Source organism: Dietzia sp. Alg238-R159 (assembly GCF_900537145.1).
GTDB lineage: Bacteria > Actinomycetota > Actinomycetes > Mycobacteriales > Mycobacteriaceae > Dietzia > Dietzia kunjamensis.
This window is the reverse complement of record NZ_UNRI01000001.1, coordinates 981,195-995,777: the sequence shown is the minus strand read 5'-3', so window position 1 is coordinate 995,777 and position 14,583 is coordinate 981,195. Positions and strand designations below refer to the sequence as shown.

Annotated in this window: 13 protein-coding genes; 5 read left to right on the top strand and 8 right to left on the bottom strand. The window is 70.8% G+C overall.

Annotated features, from left to right (window positions below; translation table 11 throughout):
• Positions 1 to 10: 10 nt before the first annotated feature.
• From pheS to infC, 6 genes are all read right to left on the bottom strand, one after another.
• The gene (pheS, locus tag G6R20_RS04655) at positions 11 to 1,060 is read right to left on the bottom strand and encodes a phenylalanine--tRNA ligase subunit alpha (protein WP_163375666.1); all 1,050 of its coding nucleotides are present in this window, start codon (positions 1,058 to 1,060) and stop codon (positions 11 to 13) included.
• Positions 1,061 to 1,179: 119 nt separating this feature from the next.
• A complete protein-coding gene (locus G6R20_RS04650; RefSeq protein WP_096905564.1) occupies positions 1,180 to 2,841 on the bottom strand; it encodes an ABC-F family ATP-binding cassette domain-containing protein in 1,662 nt (553 codons plus the stop codon).
• Positions 2,838 to 3,701, bottom strand: coding sequence for an RNA methyltransferase (locus G6R20_RS04645; protein WP_067714052.1), 864 nt, complete (start codon positions 3,699 to 3,701; stop codon positions 2,838 to 2,840). The genes G6R20_RS04650 and G6R20_RS04645 overlap by 4 nt, the downstream gene beginning before the upstream one ends.
• Positions 3,702 to 3,711: 10 nt before the next feature.
• Entirely contained in the window at positions 3,712 to 4,092 is a 381-nt protein-coding gene (rplT, locus tag G6R20_RS04640) for a 50S ribosomal protein L20 (protein ID WP_007630820.1), read from the bottom strand.
• A 69-nt stretch (positions 4,093 to 4,161) separates the two neighbouring features.
• The gene (gene rpmI / locus G6R20_RS04635) at positions 4,162 to 4,356 is read right to left on the bottom strand and encodes a 50S ribosomal protein L35 (RefSeq protein ID WP_007630819.1); all 195 of its coding nucleotides are present in this window, start codon (positions 4,354 to 4,356) and stop codon (positions 4,162 to 4,164) included.
• Positions 4,357 to 4,448: 92 nt separating this feature from the next.
• The gene (gene infC / locus G6R20_RS04630; RefSeq protein ID WP_082923789.1) at positions 4,449 to 5,033 is read right to left on the bottom strand and encodes a translation initiation factor IF-3; all 585 of its coding nucleotides are present in this window, start codon (positions 5,031 to 5,033) and stop codon (positions 4,449 to 4,451) included.
• A gap of 353 nt (positions 5,034 to 5,386) precedes the next feature.
• On the opposite strand from infC, the gene G6R20_RS04625 reads away from it, so the two are divergent.
• Positions 5,387 to 5,788, top strand: a complete 402-nt coding sequence (locus G6R20_RS04625; protein ID WP_163375665.1) for a DUF1844 domain-containing protein — start codon at positions 5,387 to 5,389, stop codon at positions 5,786 to 5,788.
• A 93-nt stretch (positions 5,789 to 5,881) separates the two neighbouring features.
• Here G6R20_RS04625 and uvrA read toward each other — a convergent pair whose 3' ends face one another.
• Positions 5,882 to 8,962 carry an excinuclease ABC subunit UvrA gene (uvrA, locus tag G6R20_RS04620; RefSeq protein ID WP_163375664.1) on the bottom strand — a complete coding sequence of 1,027 codons (3,081 nt, stop codon included), beginning with the start codon at positions 8,960 to 8,962 and terminating at the stop codon, positions 5,882 to 5,884.
• 148 nt (positions 8,963 to 9,110) lie between these two features.
• Between uvrA and G6R20_RS04615 the strand changes: the two genes are divergently transcribed.
• The 4 genes from G6R20_RS04615 (at position 9,111) to G6R20_RS04600 (ending at position 14,052) form a co-directional block, all read left to right on the top strand.
• A complete protein-coding gene (locus G6R20_RS04615; RefSeq protein WP_096905567.1) occupies positions 9,111 to 9,812 on the top strand; it encodes an MBL fold metallo-hydrolase in 702 nt (233 codons plus the stop codon).
• A 195-nt stretch (positions 9,813 to 10,007) separates the two neighbouring features.
• Positions 10,008 to 11,075 (top strand): DoxX family protein, encoded by a 1,068-nt coding sequence (locus G6R20_RS04610; RefSeq protein ID WP_096905568.1) that lies wholly within the window; start codon positions 10,008 to 10,010, stop codon positions 11,073 to 11,075.
• A gap of 167 nt (positions 11,076 to 11,242) precedes the next feature.
• Entirely contained in the window at positions 11,243 to 13,636 is a 2,394-nt protein-coding gene (locus G6R20_RS04605) for an ATP-binding domain-containing protein (RefSeq protein WP_163375663.1), read from the top strand.
• Complete coding sequence (locus G6R20_RS04600; RefSeq protein WP_240341260.1) at positions 13,633 to 14,052, top strand: DUF732 domain-containing protein; 420 nt, start codon at positions 13,633 to 13,635, stop codon at positions 14,050 to 14,052. Before G6R20_RS04605 ends, G6R20_RS04600 begins: the two co-directional genes overlap by 4 nt.
• A 39-nt stretch (positions 14,053 to 14,091) precedes the next feature.
• On the opposite strand, the gene G6R20_RS04595 is transcribed toward G6R20_RS04600, so the two are convergent.
• A complete protein-coding gene (locus G6R20_RS04595) occupies positions 14,092 to 14,541 on the bottom strand; it encodes a universal stress protein (protein ID WP_069390259.1) in 450 nt (149 codons plus the stop codon).
• Positions 14,542 to 14,583 lie beyond the last annotated feature (42 nt).

Sequence of the window (14,583 nt, the reverse complement as noted above, 5' to 3'; positions counted from 1 at the left end):
ATGCGGCGGGTCAGGAGCGGATGCCGAACGGCAGGGAGAAGCGAACGTCGCCCTCCACCATGTCGCGCATGTCGGACAGGCCGTTGCGGAACTGCAGGGTGCGCTCCAGGCCCATGCCGAACGCGAAGCCCGAGTACTCCTCGGGGTCGATGCCGCAGGCCGTCAGCACGTTGGGGTGCACCATTCCGCAGCCGCCCCACTCGACCCAGCCGGCGCCGCCCTTCTTGCGCGGGAACCACACGTCGACCTCGGCGGAGGGCTCGGTGAACGGGAAGTAGTTGGGCCGCATCCGGGTGCGGGTCTCCGGACCGAACAGGGCGCGGGCGAACGCGTCGAGCGCGCCGCGCAGGTGCGCCATGGTCAGCCCCTTGTCGATCGCCAGGCCCTCGACCTGGTGGAACACCGGGGTGTGGGTGGCGTCGAGTTCATCGGTGCGGAACGTGCGGCCCGGGCAGGCCACGTAGATCGGCGGTTCCCGGTCGAGCATGGTGCGGATCTGCACCGGCGAGGTGTGGGTGCGCAACACCTGCCGGCTGCCCTCGGGCGCGATGTGGAAGGTGTCCTGGAGGGTGCGCGCCGGGTGGTCGGGAAGGAAGTTGAGCGCATCGAAGTTGTAGTGCTCCGCCTCGACCTCGGGCCCCTCGGTGATCTCCCACCCCATTGCGACGAACACGTCCGCGACCTGCTCGGTGATGATCGTGATGGGGTGCTGCGCGCCCACCGGCGCGCGCCCCGACGGGACCGTCAGGTCGAGCGTCTCGGCCACGAGGACGGCGGCGTCCCGCTCGGCCTGCAGTTCGGCCAGGCGGGAGTCATACGCCTGCTGGACCCGGGTCCGTGCCACGTTGACGGCCTTGCCCGCGGACGCCTTCTGCTCCTTGGGGAGAGAGCCGAGGGTACGACGACCCAGGGCGATGGGGCTGCGGTCACCGAGGTGCGCCGTCTTGGCGGCGGCCAGCGCCTCGAGATCCGCCGCGGCGGCGAACGCGGCCTCGGCGTCCGCGGAGTACCGCGCCAGCGACTCCTCGTCGATCTGGACCTCGCCTGTGTCTTCGCTCACCGGTGCCCTCGTCCTCCCCGTCACGGCGGACTTCCGTCGACCGCCCCGCATCGGGGCCAAGACTAGTCGATCCCCGGTTCCGCCCCCGCTCCCCCCGGCGATGGCCGGGGGGAGCCGCGTCAGTGTCGTTCCCGCACCGACCCGGCGTCGACCAGCAGCTCGCGGGTCGCGCGGAAGGCGTCCCGCATCCGCCGGTCGTGGGTGATGAGCAGGACCGTGCCGCCGAACGCGTCCACGGCCTGCTCGAGTTGCTCGATCGCCGGCAGGTCCAGATGGTTGGTCGGCTCGTCCAGCACCAGCAGGTTCACCCCGCGCTGCTGCAGGAGGGCCAGCGCGGCACGGGTCCGCTCCCCCGGTGACAGTGACGCGCAGGCGCGGGCGACGTGCTCTCCACCGAGCCCGAACTTGGCGAGCAGGGTGCGGGCCTCGGTGGGGTCGAGGCCGGCCGGGTCGGCGGCGACGCAGAACGTGTCCAGCAGCGGGTCCGGCCCGCCGAACTCCGTCCGTGCCTGGTCCACCGTCCCGGGCTGGACCCCCGACCCGACGGTCGCGCGGCCCGAGTCGACCGCCCGCTCCCCGGTGATCGCGGCGAGCAGCGTGGTCTTGCCCGAGCCGTTGGAGCCGCTGATGAGGATTCGGTCCCCGGCATCGATCTGCAGGGTCACCGGGCCGAGGACGAAGTCGCCGCGGCGCACGACGGCCTCGGCGAGCACGGCCACCACGGAACCGGAGCGGGGCGCCGTCGCGATCTCCATCTGGAGCTCCCACTCCTTGCGCGGTTCGGCGACCACCTCGAGGCGTTCCATCGCCCGCTCGGACTGGGAGATCTTGGCGGCCTGCTTCTCGGAGCGCTGGCCCGCCCGGTTCCGGATGTGCTTGTCGCGCTCCGCGTCCTTTCCGCCGGTCTTGCGCATCGTGTTGCGCACGCCCTTGTCCAGCCAGGATTTCTGTGTCTGCACGCGGTCCTTCAGCTGATCGACCCGGCCCGCGTACTCCTCGTAGGCGTCGCGGGCCCGTTGCCGTGCCAGCGCCCGTTCGGCGAGGTATGCCTCGTAGCCGCCGTCGAAGACGGCGATCTGCTGCTGGGCCGAGTCCAGTTCGACGATGCCGGTGACGCACCTGGCCAGGAACTCGCGGTCGTGGCTGACCACCACCATCGGGCGCCGTTCGGCCTGCATGAAATCCTCGAGGACGGCCAACCCCGCCAGGTCGAGGTCGTTGGTGGGCTCGTCCAGCAGCAGGATGTCGTACTGGCTGAGCAGCACGGCGCCGAGGTTCACGCGGGCGGCCTGCCCTCCCGACAGCGCCGACATCGGCAGGTCCGGGACCGTGTCGTCCAGCCCCAGCCGGGCTGCGGTGACGGGGATCCGCTCGTCGAGGTCGCCACCGCCGAGCGCCAACCAGCGCTCCAGGGCGTCCCCGTAGGCGTCGGCGGCCGAGTCGGAATCCGCCATCTGCCCTGCCAGCGCGTTCATCCGCTCGAGCGCGTCCGCGACGCCGGTGACGCGGTGCAGGAAGTCGCGGACCACCTCGTCGTCGTCGCGCTCCACCTCCTGTCGGAGGAGCCCGACCGTGGCGTCCGGCGGGCTGAGGGTGAGCTGTCCCGTCATCTCGGCGACGGGGTCGCCGGCCAGCGCGTGGAGGAGAGTGGACTTTCCGGCGCCGTTAGGTCCGGTGAGGCCCCAGACGTCTCCGGGTTCGACGACGAGGTCGAGCCCGTCGAACAGGGTCCGCGCCCCGCGGGTGGCGCCGAATCCGCGGGCGGTGAGGGTCGCGGTCATGATCCCGCCAGCAGCCGGGCGCTCGTGTGGAGGCAGATGGAGGCGGCGGTGACGATGTTCAGGCTCTCGGCCCTTCCACGGATGGGGATACGGACGCGGAGATCCGCGCGCGCGGCGAGGTGCTCGGGCACCCCGTGGGCCTCGTTGCCGAAGATCCACGCGGTCGGCTCGGCGAGGGCCTCGTCCGCCCGCTCGACGTCCACTTCGCCGTGGGCATCGGCGACCGCCACCTGCAGTCCCGCCCGGTGCGCCCGGTCGATCAGGTGGTCCTCGGCGATCCGCCGCACGACCGGGAGATGGAACAGGCTGCCGGCGGACGCCCGGACCGCCTTGGGGTTCTCCGGGTCGGCCGCCCCCTCGGTGAGCCAGACCGCGTCGGCCCCGAGCGCGTCCGCGACGCGGACCAGGGTGCCGACGTTGCCGGGTTCGGACAGCGCCTGGCCGACGGCGACCAACCGGGGCTGCGGTTCGGTCCCGGACGCGGGCCCGTCGGCGACGGGATCCCCGGTCGCCGTGCGCGCCACGGCGCGGCACAACGCGACGATGCCCGTGGGGGTGACCGTGTCCGAGAGTCCCTTCAGGGCCCGGTCGGTCGCCACGGACACCGGGATCCCGGCGGAACGGGCCGCGTCGACCAGGCCGGCGAACCGGTCGAGTGCGTCGGCGGTGCAGAAGATCTCGACCGCGACGCCGGTGGCCACCGCCGCCTCGACCGAGTTGGTCCCCTCGGCGAGGAACCGGCCGGCCTCACGCCTGGCGGCGGCGCGGTGGAGCTTGGATGCGGAAACGACCCGCGGGGTCCGTTCGGTGAACGGATCCGCGGGTCGTCCCGTGCCCTGTGCGGGCGGAGTGTTCGTCAATTCGCGGGTGTCAGGCAGCCGGAGCGTTGACGTCGGCCGGCAGCGCCTTGCGCGCGACCTCGACCAGCGCCGTGAAGGCGGCCGGGTCGGTGACGGCGAGGTCCGCGAGGACCTTGCGGTCGACCTCGACGCCGGCGAGCTTGAGGCCCTGGACGAAGCGGTTGTACGTCATGTCGTTGGCGCGGGCCGCGGCGTTGATGCGGGAGATCCACAGCTTGCGGAAGTCGCCCTTGCGCGCACGACGATCGCGGTAGCTGTAGGTCATCGAGTGGAGCATCTGCTCCTTAGCCTTGCGGTACAGCCGCGAGCGCTGTCCGCGGTAGCCCTTGGTGGACTCGAGTACGGTCCGACGCTTCTTCTGGGCGTTGACTGCCCTCTTCACGCGTGCCACTGATCAATCCTCACTGGTTTGGGTCGGTCGCTCGTGGGCGACCGGAAGTTTCTTCGAAGGTGGGAGGGCTCAGAGCCCGAGAAGCCGCTTGATGCGGGGGACGTCGGCCGGGGCGACATCCGTACGGCCGTCGAGGCGACGGGTGCGCTTGGTGGGCTTCTTCTCCATGATGTGGCGACGGTTGGCCTGCTGGCGGACCAGCTTGCCGGTTCCGGTCTTCCGGAAGCGCTTGGCGGTGCCCTTGTGGGTCTTCATCTTCGGCATGATCGGTCTTCCTCACATGGTTCGTCCCGGAAGGCCCGGTGGGACCTCGGGTGTGCGGACGTCGGGCGTCCGTGGTCTGGGCGGCGGAGGGCCTATTCGGAAGCGGGGTCCGTGACCTTGGACTCCTGCGCCTTGGCGCGGGTCTTGGCGCCCTTGTGGGGGGCGACGACCATGGTCATGTTGCGGCCGTCCTGCTTGGCGCTGGTCTCCACGTATCCGTACTCGGTGATGTCGTCCGCCAGGCGCTGGAGCAGACGGAAGCCCAGCTCGGGACGGGACTGCTCACGTCCGCGGAACATGATCGTGACCTTGACCTTGGAGCCCTTCTCCAGGAAACGGACGACGTTCCCCTTCTTGGTCTCGTAGTCGTGGGTATCGATCTTCGGACGAAGCTTCTGCTCCTTGACCACGGTCTGCTGCTGGTTCTTCCGCGACTCGCGCTCTTTCTGCGCCGCCTCGTACTTGAACTTTCCGTAGTCCATGATCTTGCAGACCGGCGGGCGCGCGGTGGGCGCGACCTCGACGAGGTCCAGATCGGCCTCCAGGGCCAGACGAAGTGCATCCTCGACGCGAACGATCCCCACCTGCTCGCCCCCGGGGCCGACGAGTCGGACTTCGGGGACACGGATTCGTTCGTTGATACGTGCTTCGGCGCTGATGGGCCCTCCTCGGTAGATGGTGCTCTGTCACGACCACTGGCGCGGTCGCGCATCCGCCCTCGAGGGACCCCGGGCCGCACCGGGTACACCGGTGAAACCGAGAAGGCCCCACGGCAGGGATGCCGGGGGCCTCTCACTCCTCACCCGTCGACGACGAGACGTCCGCGATCGCTCGCGGCCCCTCGTCGGGGTGGTGACCATCAAACTGCCTTCCGGCGTCGGATGGTGGGAGATCGGGCTCCTCTTGGACGATGGAACCCACTACGTAGTGGGTTCCCACAGTCGAGAGTTGACTGTACCAGTAGCCGGCGTTGCCCCCAAACCGGTGGCTGGCGACACGATATCGACCGGTCCGTGGGACAGTGTTCGGCATGACCACCGACCAGCCCGCCTCCACCGACCAGGCCGCCGCCGAGAACCTGCTCGAGGGGCACCTCGACGCCCGCGAGGTCGAGGTCGTCGATCTGGCGGACGTCTCCGCACAGGAGATCATCTTCCGTTCGATCGTCGTCCTCATGAGTGCCGCTGCCGAGAAACTGGGGCTCTCCGACGACGACCCCTCTGCCAGCCCGCGGTTGGATCTCGACGAGTCCCGCAAACTCATCACGGCCCTCGCCGGCCTGGTGGCCGGGTCGGCCGAATACCTGGGGCCGCAGGCCCGGGTCGTCAAGGACGGCCTACAGGGGCTGCAGCGCGCGTTCCGCGAGGCCAGCGCGTACCCCGATGAGCCCGGCGAGGGCCCCGGCGAGAAGTTCACCGGCCCTGTCTACTGACCGCGCCGCCTCCTGACCGCGCCGCCTCCTGACGGCGCCGCGCTGACCCGACGGGCCCCGGCCCGGGGATTGCCGCCCCGGGCCGGGAAGCCGTCAGCGTAGGGCGCGCGCCTTACGCGCTGCCTTCGCAGCGGTCTTCTTGGCCGTCGCGGACGCCGCTGACCCCGCCTCGGCGGTCTTCTCGGCCTGCTTCTTCGAGGACTGGTTCGTCGTGGCGACAGCCTTCTTCGTCGGTGACTTCCTCGCCGACGCCTTCTTCCCCGTCGTCTGCTCGGTGACCTCGGTCGCAGTCGGGGCCTCGGCCTCCCCGTCGGCCACGCCGGGGAGCACTTCGGCAAGGAAACGGCCGGTGTGGCTCCCGGGTACGGTCGCCACCTGCTCCGGGGTGCCTTCAGCCACGACCGAGCCGCCCCCGGCACCGCCCTCGGGCCCCATGTCGATAACCCAGTCGGCGCTCTTGATCACGTCGAGGTTGTGCTCGATCACGATGACCGTGTTGCCCTTGTCCACCAACCCCTGGATGACCAACAGCAGTTTGGTGATGTCCTCGAAGTGCAGACCGGTGGTCGGCTCGTCGAGGATGTACACCGTCCGCCCGCTCGAGCGCTTCTGCAGTTCGGCGGCCAGTTTGACGCGCTGGGCCTCACCACCCGAGAGGGTCGGGGCGGGCTGACCCAACCGCACGTATCCGAGCCCCACCTCGGTGAGGGTCTGGAGGTAGCGATGGATCGAGGTGATCGGTTCGAAGAACTCGCTCGCCTCCTCGATGGGCATGTCCAGCACCTCGGCGATGGTCTTGCCCTTGTAGTGCACTTCTAGGGTCTCGCGGTTGTACCGCGCCCCGTGGCACACCTCGCACGGCACGTAGACGTCCGGCAGGAAGTTCATCTCGATCTTCAACGTCCCGTCACCCTGGCAGGCCTCGCAGCGCCCACCCTTGACATTGAACGAGAACCGGCCCTGCTTGTACCCGCGGACCTTGGCCTCGGTGGTGGCGGCGAAGAGGGTGCGGATCTTGTCGAACACGCCGGTGTAGGTGGCGGGGTTGGAGCGCGGGGTACGACCGATCGGCGACTGGTCCACCTGGACGAGCTTGTCGAACCCGTCCACGCCGTCGATCCGGGAGTGCCGGCCGGGCACCTGCCGGGCCCGGTTGAGCTGATTGGCCAGCGAGGTCGCGAGGATGTCGTTGACCAGAGTGGACTTGCCCGAGCCGGAGACGCCGGTGACCGCGCACAGCACGCCGCCGGGGAAGACCACGTCGACGTTCTTGAGGTTGTTCTCCCGGGCGCCCTTCACGTGCAGACGCTTGTCGGGGCTCGGAGCGCGCCGCTTGTCCGGGATGGCGATCTGACGACGCCCGGCGAGGTAGTCGCCGGTCAGCGATTCGGAGGCAGCCAGGAGCCCCTCGTAGTCGCCCGAGTGCACGACCCGGCCCCCGTGCTCACCGGCGAGCGGCCCGATGTCGACGATCCAGTCCGCCGAGCGGATGGTGTCCTCGTCGTGCTCCACCACCAGGAGCGTGTTGCCGAGGTCGCGCAGCCGGACGAGGGTGTCGATCAGTCGCCGGTTGTCCCGCTGGTGCAGGCCGATGGACGGCTCGTCCAGGACGTAGAGGACGCCCGCGAGGCCCGACCCGATCTGCGTGGCCAGGCGGATCCGCTGGGCCTCGCCGCCCGACAGGCTGCCGGCGACGCGGTCGAGCGACAGATAGTCCAGCCCCACGTCGAGCAGGAAGCCCATCCGTGCCTGGATCTCCTTGAGGACACGACCGGCGATCATTGCCTGGCGCGGGTCGAGTTCGAGCCCGTCCAGGAACGCAGCGCAGTCCTCCACGGACATACGGCTGATGTCGGCGATCGAGCGCTCCATGCCCCCGGGCCCGGCGAGGGTGACGGCGAGGATCTCCGGCTTGAGCCTCGTGCCGTCGCATCCCGGGCACGGGACCTCGCGCATGTAGCCCTGGTAGCGCTCCTTCTGCGATTCCGATTCGGTCTGGTCCAGGCGACGCTTGAGGAACGACATCACGCCCTCGAACTTCGCGTCGTAGGTCCGGACGCGGCCGAACCGATTGCGGTACTGTACCCGGACCTTGGTGGGGGCGCCCCCCATCACGGCCTTGCGCACCTTCGCGGGCAGGTCCTGCCACGGGGTGCGGAGGTCGAAGCCCATGTCCCCGGCCAGGCCGGTCAGCAACTGCTGGAAATAGTCGGCGCTCTGGCCACCCGACCATGGTGCGATCGCGCCGTCGGCGAGAGACCGCTCGGGGTCCGGGACGACCAGGTCCGGATCCACCTCCAGGTGGGAACCGAGACCGTCGCACACGGGGCAGGCCCCGTAGGGGTTGTTGAACGAGAACGCGCGGGGCTCCATGTCGTCCAGCGCGATCGGGTGCCCGTTCGGGCAGGCCATGTGCTCGGAGAACCTGCGGTGCCGGGCGGGATCGGAGTCGTCGAGGTCGACGTACTCGATCACGATCACGCCATCCGCCAGCCCCAGGGCGGTCTCCACGGAGTCGGTGAGCCGCTGCCGTGAGGACGGCTTCGCCGCCAGCCGGTCCACGACCACCTCGATGTCGTGCTTCTCCTGCTTCTTCAGGACGGGCGGCTCGGCGAGCGTGTGCAGCTCTCCGTCCACCCGCACGCGGCTGTAACCGTCGGCGGCGAGCTGGGCGAAGAGGTCGACGAACTCACCCTTGCGTGTCCGGACGACGGGGGCGAGCACCTGGAACCGTGCACCCTCCTCGCCCTCCAGGATCTGGTCGACGATCTGCTGTGGGGTCTGGCGGGAGATCACCTCCCCACAGGTGGGACAGTGCGGGACCCCGGCGCGGGCGTAGAGCAGGCGCAGATAGTCGTGCACCTCGGTGATGGTGCCGACGGTCGAGCGGGGATTGCGGTTGGTCGACTTCTGGTCGATCGACACGGCCGGGGACAGTCCCTCGATGAAGTCGACGTCCGGCTTGTCCATCTGCCCGAGGAACATCCTGGCGTAGGAGGACAGCGACTCGACGTAGCGGCGCTGGCCCTCGGCGAAGATGGTGTCGAACGCCAGCGAGGACTTGCCGGACCCTGACAGTCCGGTGAACACGATCAGCGAATCGCGGGGGACGTCGATGTCCACGCCCTTGAGGTTGTGCTCCCGTGCGCCGCGGACGACCAGACGGTCCACCATGGGTTCTCCTTCCGAGTCGGGAGGCCGCCACGTCTCCGTGGCGAAAGCCGCACCTGCCGCATGGCTGCCGTTCCCGCAGACGAAGGTACCAACGTAGTACGACACGCTTCCGGCCACCGACCGCGCCCGACGTCGGTAGCCTGCCGTTATGTCGAATCCCACCGAGTCACTACCCGACCGCATCACCCTCACCGAGGGCTACTCCGGCCGTACCGGAGGCCGACTGACCGGCGAGCGCTGGACCGTGGGCCCCGCCCGACTGACCAAGATCTCGGTCGGCGAGATGGACAACAACGTCTACGTGATCGAGTCGACCGCGACGGGCGACGTACTGCTCGTCGACGCCGCCAACGACGCGCCGCAGCTGATCTCCCATCTGAGGGACCGCGCACCCGGGGTCAAGGAGGTGCTCACCACGCACCTCCACGCCGATCACTGGATCGGTCTCGCCGAGACGGTCGCCGCCCTCGGCCTGACCACCATCGCCTCCCCCGGCGACGCCGGGGGCATCGACGTCCCCACCGACCGACATGTCGCGCACGGGGACGAGCTCGTGGTCGGCGACCTCCGGCTGGCGGTGATCGGCCTGCGGGGTCACACTCCGGACGGCATCGCACTCGTCCTGCGCACCGACGCGGGCACCCACCTGTTCTCCGGGGACTCCCTCTTCCCCGGCGGCCCCGGGAAGACCGGTTCGGAAGCCGACTTCGCCTCGCTGATGGACGACCTCGAGGCCCGGGTCTTCGACGTCCTCGATGACGACGTCGTGGTCCATCCCGGACACGGGGACGACACCACCATCGGTGCCGAGCGATCGCATCTGGGCGAGTGGCGGGAGCGCGGGTGGTGACCGCGACGGGGGTCCTGTCCCCGTCGCCCTGTGGGCCGACATCCAATCGTTATCAAACCGCCACCGTGTGCGATCGCCGCAGCACACTCCCCCGGTGACGGTCCGTCGACGGGTAGCCCCGGATCGCGACCGGAGGCGCCCTCACCGGGTTCGGACTAGGTTCGACCACGCACTCCCACCTATCCAGGAGGAACGATGATCCGACGACTCGCACGACCCATGCTCGCCACGGTGTTCGTCATCGACGGCGTTGAGACGCTTCGCAATCCGCAGGCCCATGTCGCCGACGCGGCGCCGCTCGTCGACAAGGCCACCCCGCTGATGGAGAAGGGCGAGCAGGCGGTGAACGACACGGTCTCCGCATCGGTGCCGCCCGTCCCCAAGGACACCGAGACGCTCGTCAAGGCGCTCGCCGGGGTCAAGATCGGCGCGGGCGTCCTGTTCGCGCTGGGCAAGGCCCCCCGCCTTTCGGCGCTCGCGCTCACCGCCGCCCACGTGCCCTCGACCGTCAGCCGCCACGCGTTCTGGATGGAGTCCGACAAGGACGCCCGCAGTCGCAAGACCACCGGTCTGGCGACCGACGTGGCGCTCCTAGGCGGGCTCATCCTCGCCTCGGTCGACACCGCCGGACAGCCCGGGGTGGCCTGGCGCGCCCGGAAGGCCGGCGACAAGATGGCCGCGAAGCTGCCCGGGGCGAAGGCCGAGTCCGCGGCCGCCGGTGCGGCGCTCGCCGGTGTCGCACACACCGTGGCCGATCAGGCGCGTGGCGCGGCGGACGCCGTGCGCGACAAGGCTCCCGAGGTGGCCGACACCGTGCGGGCGAAGGCCCCGGAGGTCGCCGATCAGGTGCGTGACCAGGCGTCCGGCTTCGCTGGGGTCGTGCGTGACACCGCGCCGGTGGTCGCCGCTCGCGTGCGGGATCGCGCGGCCACCGCCCGGGAGCAGGCCGCCCCGATCGCCGCGCAGGTCCGCGAGCAGGCGGGCGCCGCGGCCCACGCAGCGGCCGACGAGGCCCGGCCCTACACCGCGCAGGTCCGCGACCAGGCCGGTGTCGCCACCCGACTCGCCGCGGTCCGGGCCGAGGAGGCCCGCAAGGCCGCGCAGGCCAAGAAGAAGGACGCCCGCAAGAAGGCGACCCGCGCCGGCAAGGACGCCAGGAAGAAGTCCGCCCGGTTCGAGAAGGAGGCGGGCAAGAAGGCCTCCGAGGCCAAGAAGATGACGGACGAGGTCCGCGCGAAGGCCGCCGACGTCATCCGTCCCTGACGACCGGGGCGGGCCACCGCCCCCGGACTACCGCCGGCGGCCACACCGCCTCCCGACGACCCCGCCCCCACCCGGGCGGGGTCGTCGTCGTCTGAGCACCCGTCGCGGTTCCCGGTAGCCTGGTCATCCTGCCCGAACCGACCACGCAGACCCCGGAAGGAGCGCCCGTGACGGGACACGACGCCGTCGACGAGGAACAACGTCACCTCGGCCGCCTCCTCGACCGCCTCGAGGAGTTGCGGGCGGACACGCGTGCGCGCCTGGACGCCGTCCTGCGCGGGTCGGGCGGCACCCCGCAGGCGCGGTCGGAACGGGAGTCGTTCGCCCGGCTCTACACCTCCGAGCTCGCGGCGTTCAGCGCCGCCAACTTGGGCCTGTACTTCGGCCGGTTGGACATGGGGGACGGCGAGGTACGTCGGATCGGGCGCGTGGGTCTCCGCGACGACGACGACGACCTCACGACGCTGCTCCTCGACTGGCGCGCCGACCACAGCCGGCCCTTCTACCTGGCGACGACCGCCCGGCCGGAGGGCGCTCACCGGCGCCGCCACCTGCGGACGATCGGTCGCCGGGTGATCGGGATCCACGACGAGTACCTCACGGCCCCGCAAGACGGTGAGGTCCCCGAGGACCACGACGACGTGGTGGGCGAGTCCGCCCTGCTCGAGGCGCTGGACACCGCCCGTTCCGCCCACATGACGGACATCGTGGCCACCATCCAGCGGGAGCAGGACGAGATCATCCGCAACCCGCACTCCGGCGTCCTGGTGGTCCAGGGCGGCCCGGGTACCGGAAAGACCGCCGTGGCGCTGCACCGCGCCGCCTACCTCCTCTACACGCACCGGCAGCGGTTGGACCGCAGCGGTGTGCTCATCGTCGGACCCAATGCGCGGTTCCTCGACTACATCGCGCGCGTGCTGCCGTCCCTCGGCGAGTCGGGGGTGGTCCTGCGGACGCTCGCCGATCTCTATCCGGGCGTCCGGGCGACCGGACCGGAGACACTGCGCGGCGAGGAGGTCAAGGGCTCCGGCGAGATGGTGGGAATCCTCAAGGCCGCGGTGCGGGCCCGCCAGCTCGCCCCGGAGGCCGACGTCGTGGTGCGGGTCGAGGGACACGAACTGACACTGACCCCGGCGACGGTGCGGGCGGCGAGAGGGCGCGGACGGATGACCCGGCGACCCCACAACCAGTCCCGCGACGCGTTCGCGACGCGGATCATCGACGCCCTCACCGAGCAGTACGTCTCCGCACTCACCGACCCGGTCGGGCGGGCGGAGGACGAGGCATGGTCACCGGACGGCGACGGTGTCGGCGACCTCGGCGACGCCGCCCGCCCCCTGTTGGACGCGGATGACCGCGCGGAACTCCGCCGGGAGGTCGAGGCCTCCCGCGAGGTCGCCGAGGCGATCGACGGGTGGTGGCCGGTGCTACGGCCCGAGCAACTCCTCGCCGACCTGCTGTCGAGCCGCGACCGGATCGCCGAGGCGGCGGGTGACTACGTCGCGGAGGACCAGGATGCGCTCTTCCGGGAAAACGGCGCCGCGTTCTCGGTGGCGGATGTACCGCTGCTGGACGAGCTCGCCGAACTCCTCGGCGAGGACCCGACCGCCGATGGCAGTGAGGCGGACCGCGCGTGGGCGGAGCAGGTCCGACAGGCGGAGGAGGCTCTCGAGATCCTCACGGGTTCGGCCGTGCAGGACATCGAGGACGACCTCGATCCGGAGGTGCTCATGGCCTACGACGTCGTCGACGCCGAGTCCCTGGCCCGCCGTCACAGCGAGGACTCCGATCTCACCGTGGGCGACCGGGCCGGCGCGGACCGGACGTGGGCGTTCGGGCACGTGATCGTCGACGAGGCGCAGGAGCTGTCCACCATGGCGTGGCGGGTGCTCATGCGCCGCTCCCCCAACCGGTGGATGACCCTCGTCGGTGACGTCGCCCAGACCTCGAGCCCGGCGGGCATCGACTCGTGGGCCGATGCCCTGTCGCCGTATGTGGACGACCGGTGGGTGCTGTCCGAGCTGACCGTGAACTACCGCACCCCGGAGACGATCTCCGCCGTGGCGGAGCTGCTGCTCGCCGAGATCGACCCGGCCGCGTCGTCGCCGCGGACGGTGCGCGCGGGGCGACGGCCGGTCGCGTGGCTCGAGCCGGACGGTCGGTCGGTGGCGCAGGCGGTCGCCGAGGAGGTCGCGGCGGTGCCGTCGGAGCGGGCGGTGGCGGTGCTGCTGCCCGATCCCGGCGGCGACGAGGACTCCCGAGGAGACGACGACGAGCTCGGCGGTGTCGGCTATCCCGCGGTCCACGAGGCTGCCGAACTGGCCCGGCCGGGCACATCGGTGTTGCCGCTGGCGTTGGCCAAGGGGCTGGAGTTCGACGTGGTCGTGGTGGTGGACCCCGAACGCGTCCTGGCGCGCTCGCCCCAGGGGATGCAGGACCTGTACGTCGGCGCCACCCGGGCGACACAGGAACTCATCCTGGTCCAGCCCGGCGGCTTCGGCCCGCTACTCTCGGGTATACGGGACCGTCTCGATGACAGCGCACAGGAGCCCACCGCATGACCCACACCCGATCCCGCGTGCTGGCGGCCTCGGCCCTCATCGCGGTCGCGGCGGCCGGCGGGTGCGGCACCCGGGCGGAGGCCCCGGTCGACAGCGTGTCCGCCGTCGCGGAGCCCCGACCCGTGACCTCCGCACAGACCGCGGCCCGGGACAGGCCCGACCCGCGCACCGACGACGAGCAGGAGTTCCTCGCAGAACTGTCCGGATTCGGCCTCCCCACCGAGATGACCGCCGTCACCACCATCGAGGTGGGCGCCGGCATCTGCGGGGGGATCGCCGACGGCGCGGACGACGAGACGATCCTCGAACGAATCCGCCCGCTCACCAGCGCGATCGCGGCGCAGGACCCGGACCTCGACACCGCCGAGGTGGGTCGGGCGATCGTCGATGCGAGCCGGACCCACCTCTGCCACTGACCCCGGCGGCCGGGTGGGGCGCCGGGTTCGGCGCGCGGTCTAGGTGGTGTGGACGATGAGCACGTCGCAGGTCGCGCGTCGTGCGGCGTCGGCGGGTACGGACCCGAGCAGCCGGCCCGTCAGGGAGTTGAGTCCCTTGTTGCCCACCACGAGGAGGTCGGCCCCCACGTCGTCGGCCAGCTTGATGAGCGATTCGACGGGCGCCCCCTTCACGGTGCGCGCCTCGATCTTGGTCGCTCCGGCCTTCTGGGCCCGGTCCCTGGCGCCGCGGACGATGTCCTCGGCAGGATTGTCCCCGCGGATCTGGTAGGCGTCGTCACCGAGCTGATCCGCGGCCTGGCTGACCGAACGCGGATCGGCGGGCACGTAGGCGCAGGCGATCACGAGGTCCGCCGAGGCGTCGGCGGCCAGCTGCGCGGCGCGATCGACGGCGCGGTAGGACGACTCGGAACCGTCGGTTCCCACCACCACTCTGGTGTAGGCGCTCATTTGCTTCCTCTCCTAGGGAACACGTTTCACCCAGAGTAGTCC

What these genes read in the sequence shown, in the direction of transcription:
- rpmI (WP_007630819.1), bottom strand. Translation starts at nt 4,356, where the DNA reads ATGCCGAAGATGAAGACCCACAAGGGCACCGCCAAGCGCTTCCGGAAG.
- G6R20_RS04650 (WP_096905564.1), bottom strand. Translation starts at nt 2,841, where the DNA reads ATGACCGCGACCCTCACCGCCCGCGGATTCGGCGCCACCCGCGGGGCG.
- uvrA (WP_163375664.1), bottom strand. Translation starts at nt 8,962, where the DNA reads ATGGTGGACCGTCTGGTCGTCCGCGGCGCACGGGAGCACAACCTCAAG.
- G6R20_RS04625 (WP_163375665.1), top strand. Translation starts at nt 5,387, where the DNA reads ATGACCACCGACCAGCCCGCCTCCACCGACCAGGCCGCCGCCGAGAAC.
- G6R20_RS04600 (WP_240341260.1), top strand. Translation starts at nt 13,633, where the DNA reads ATGACCCACACCCGATCCCGCGTGCTGGCGGCCTCGGCCCTCATCGCG.
- G6R20_RS04595 (WP_069390259.1), bottom strand. Translation starts at nt 14,541, where the DNA reads ATGAGCGCCTACACCAGAGTGGTGGTGGGAACCGACGGTTCCGAGTCG.
- G6R20_RS04610 (WP_096905568.1), top strand. Translation starts at nt 10,008, where the DNA reads ATGATCCGACGACTCGCACGACCCATGCTCGCCACGGTGTTCGTCATC.
- G6R20_RS04615 (WP_096905567.1), top strand. Translation starts at nt 9,111, where the DNA reads ATGTCGAATCCCACCGAGTCACTACCCGACCGCATCACCCTCACCGAG.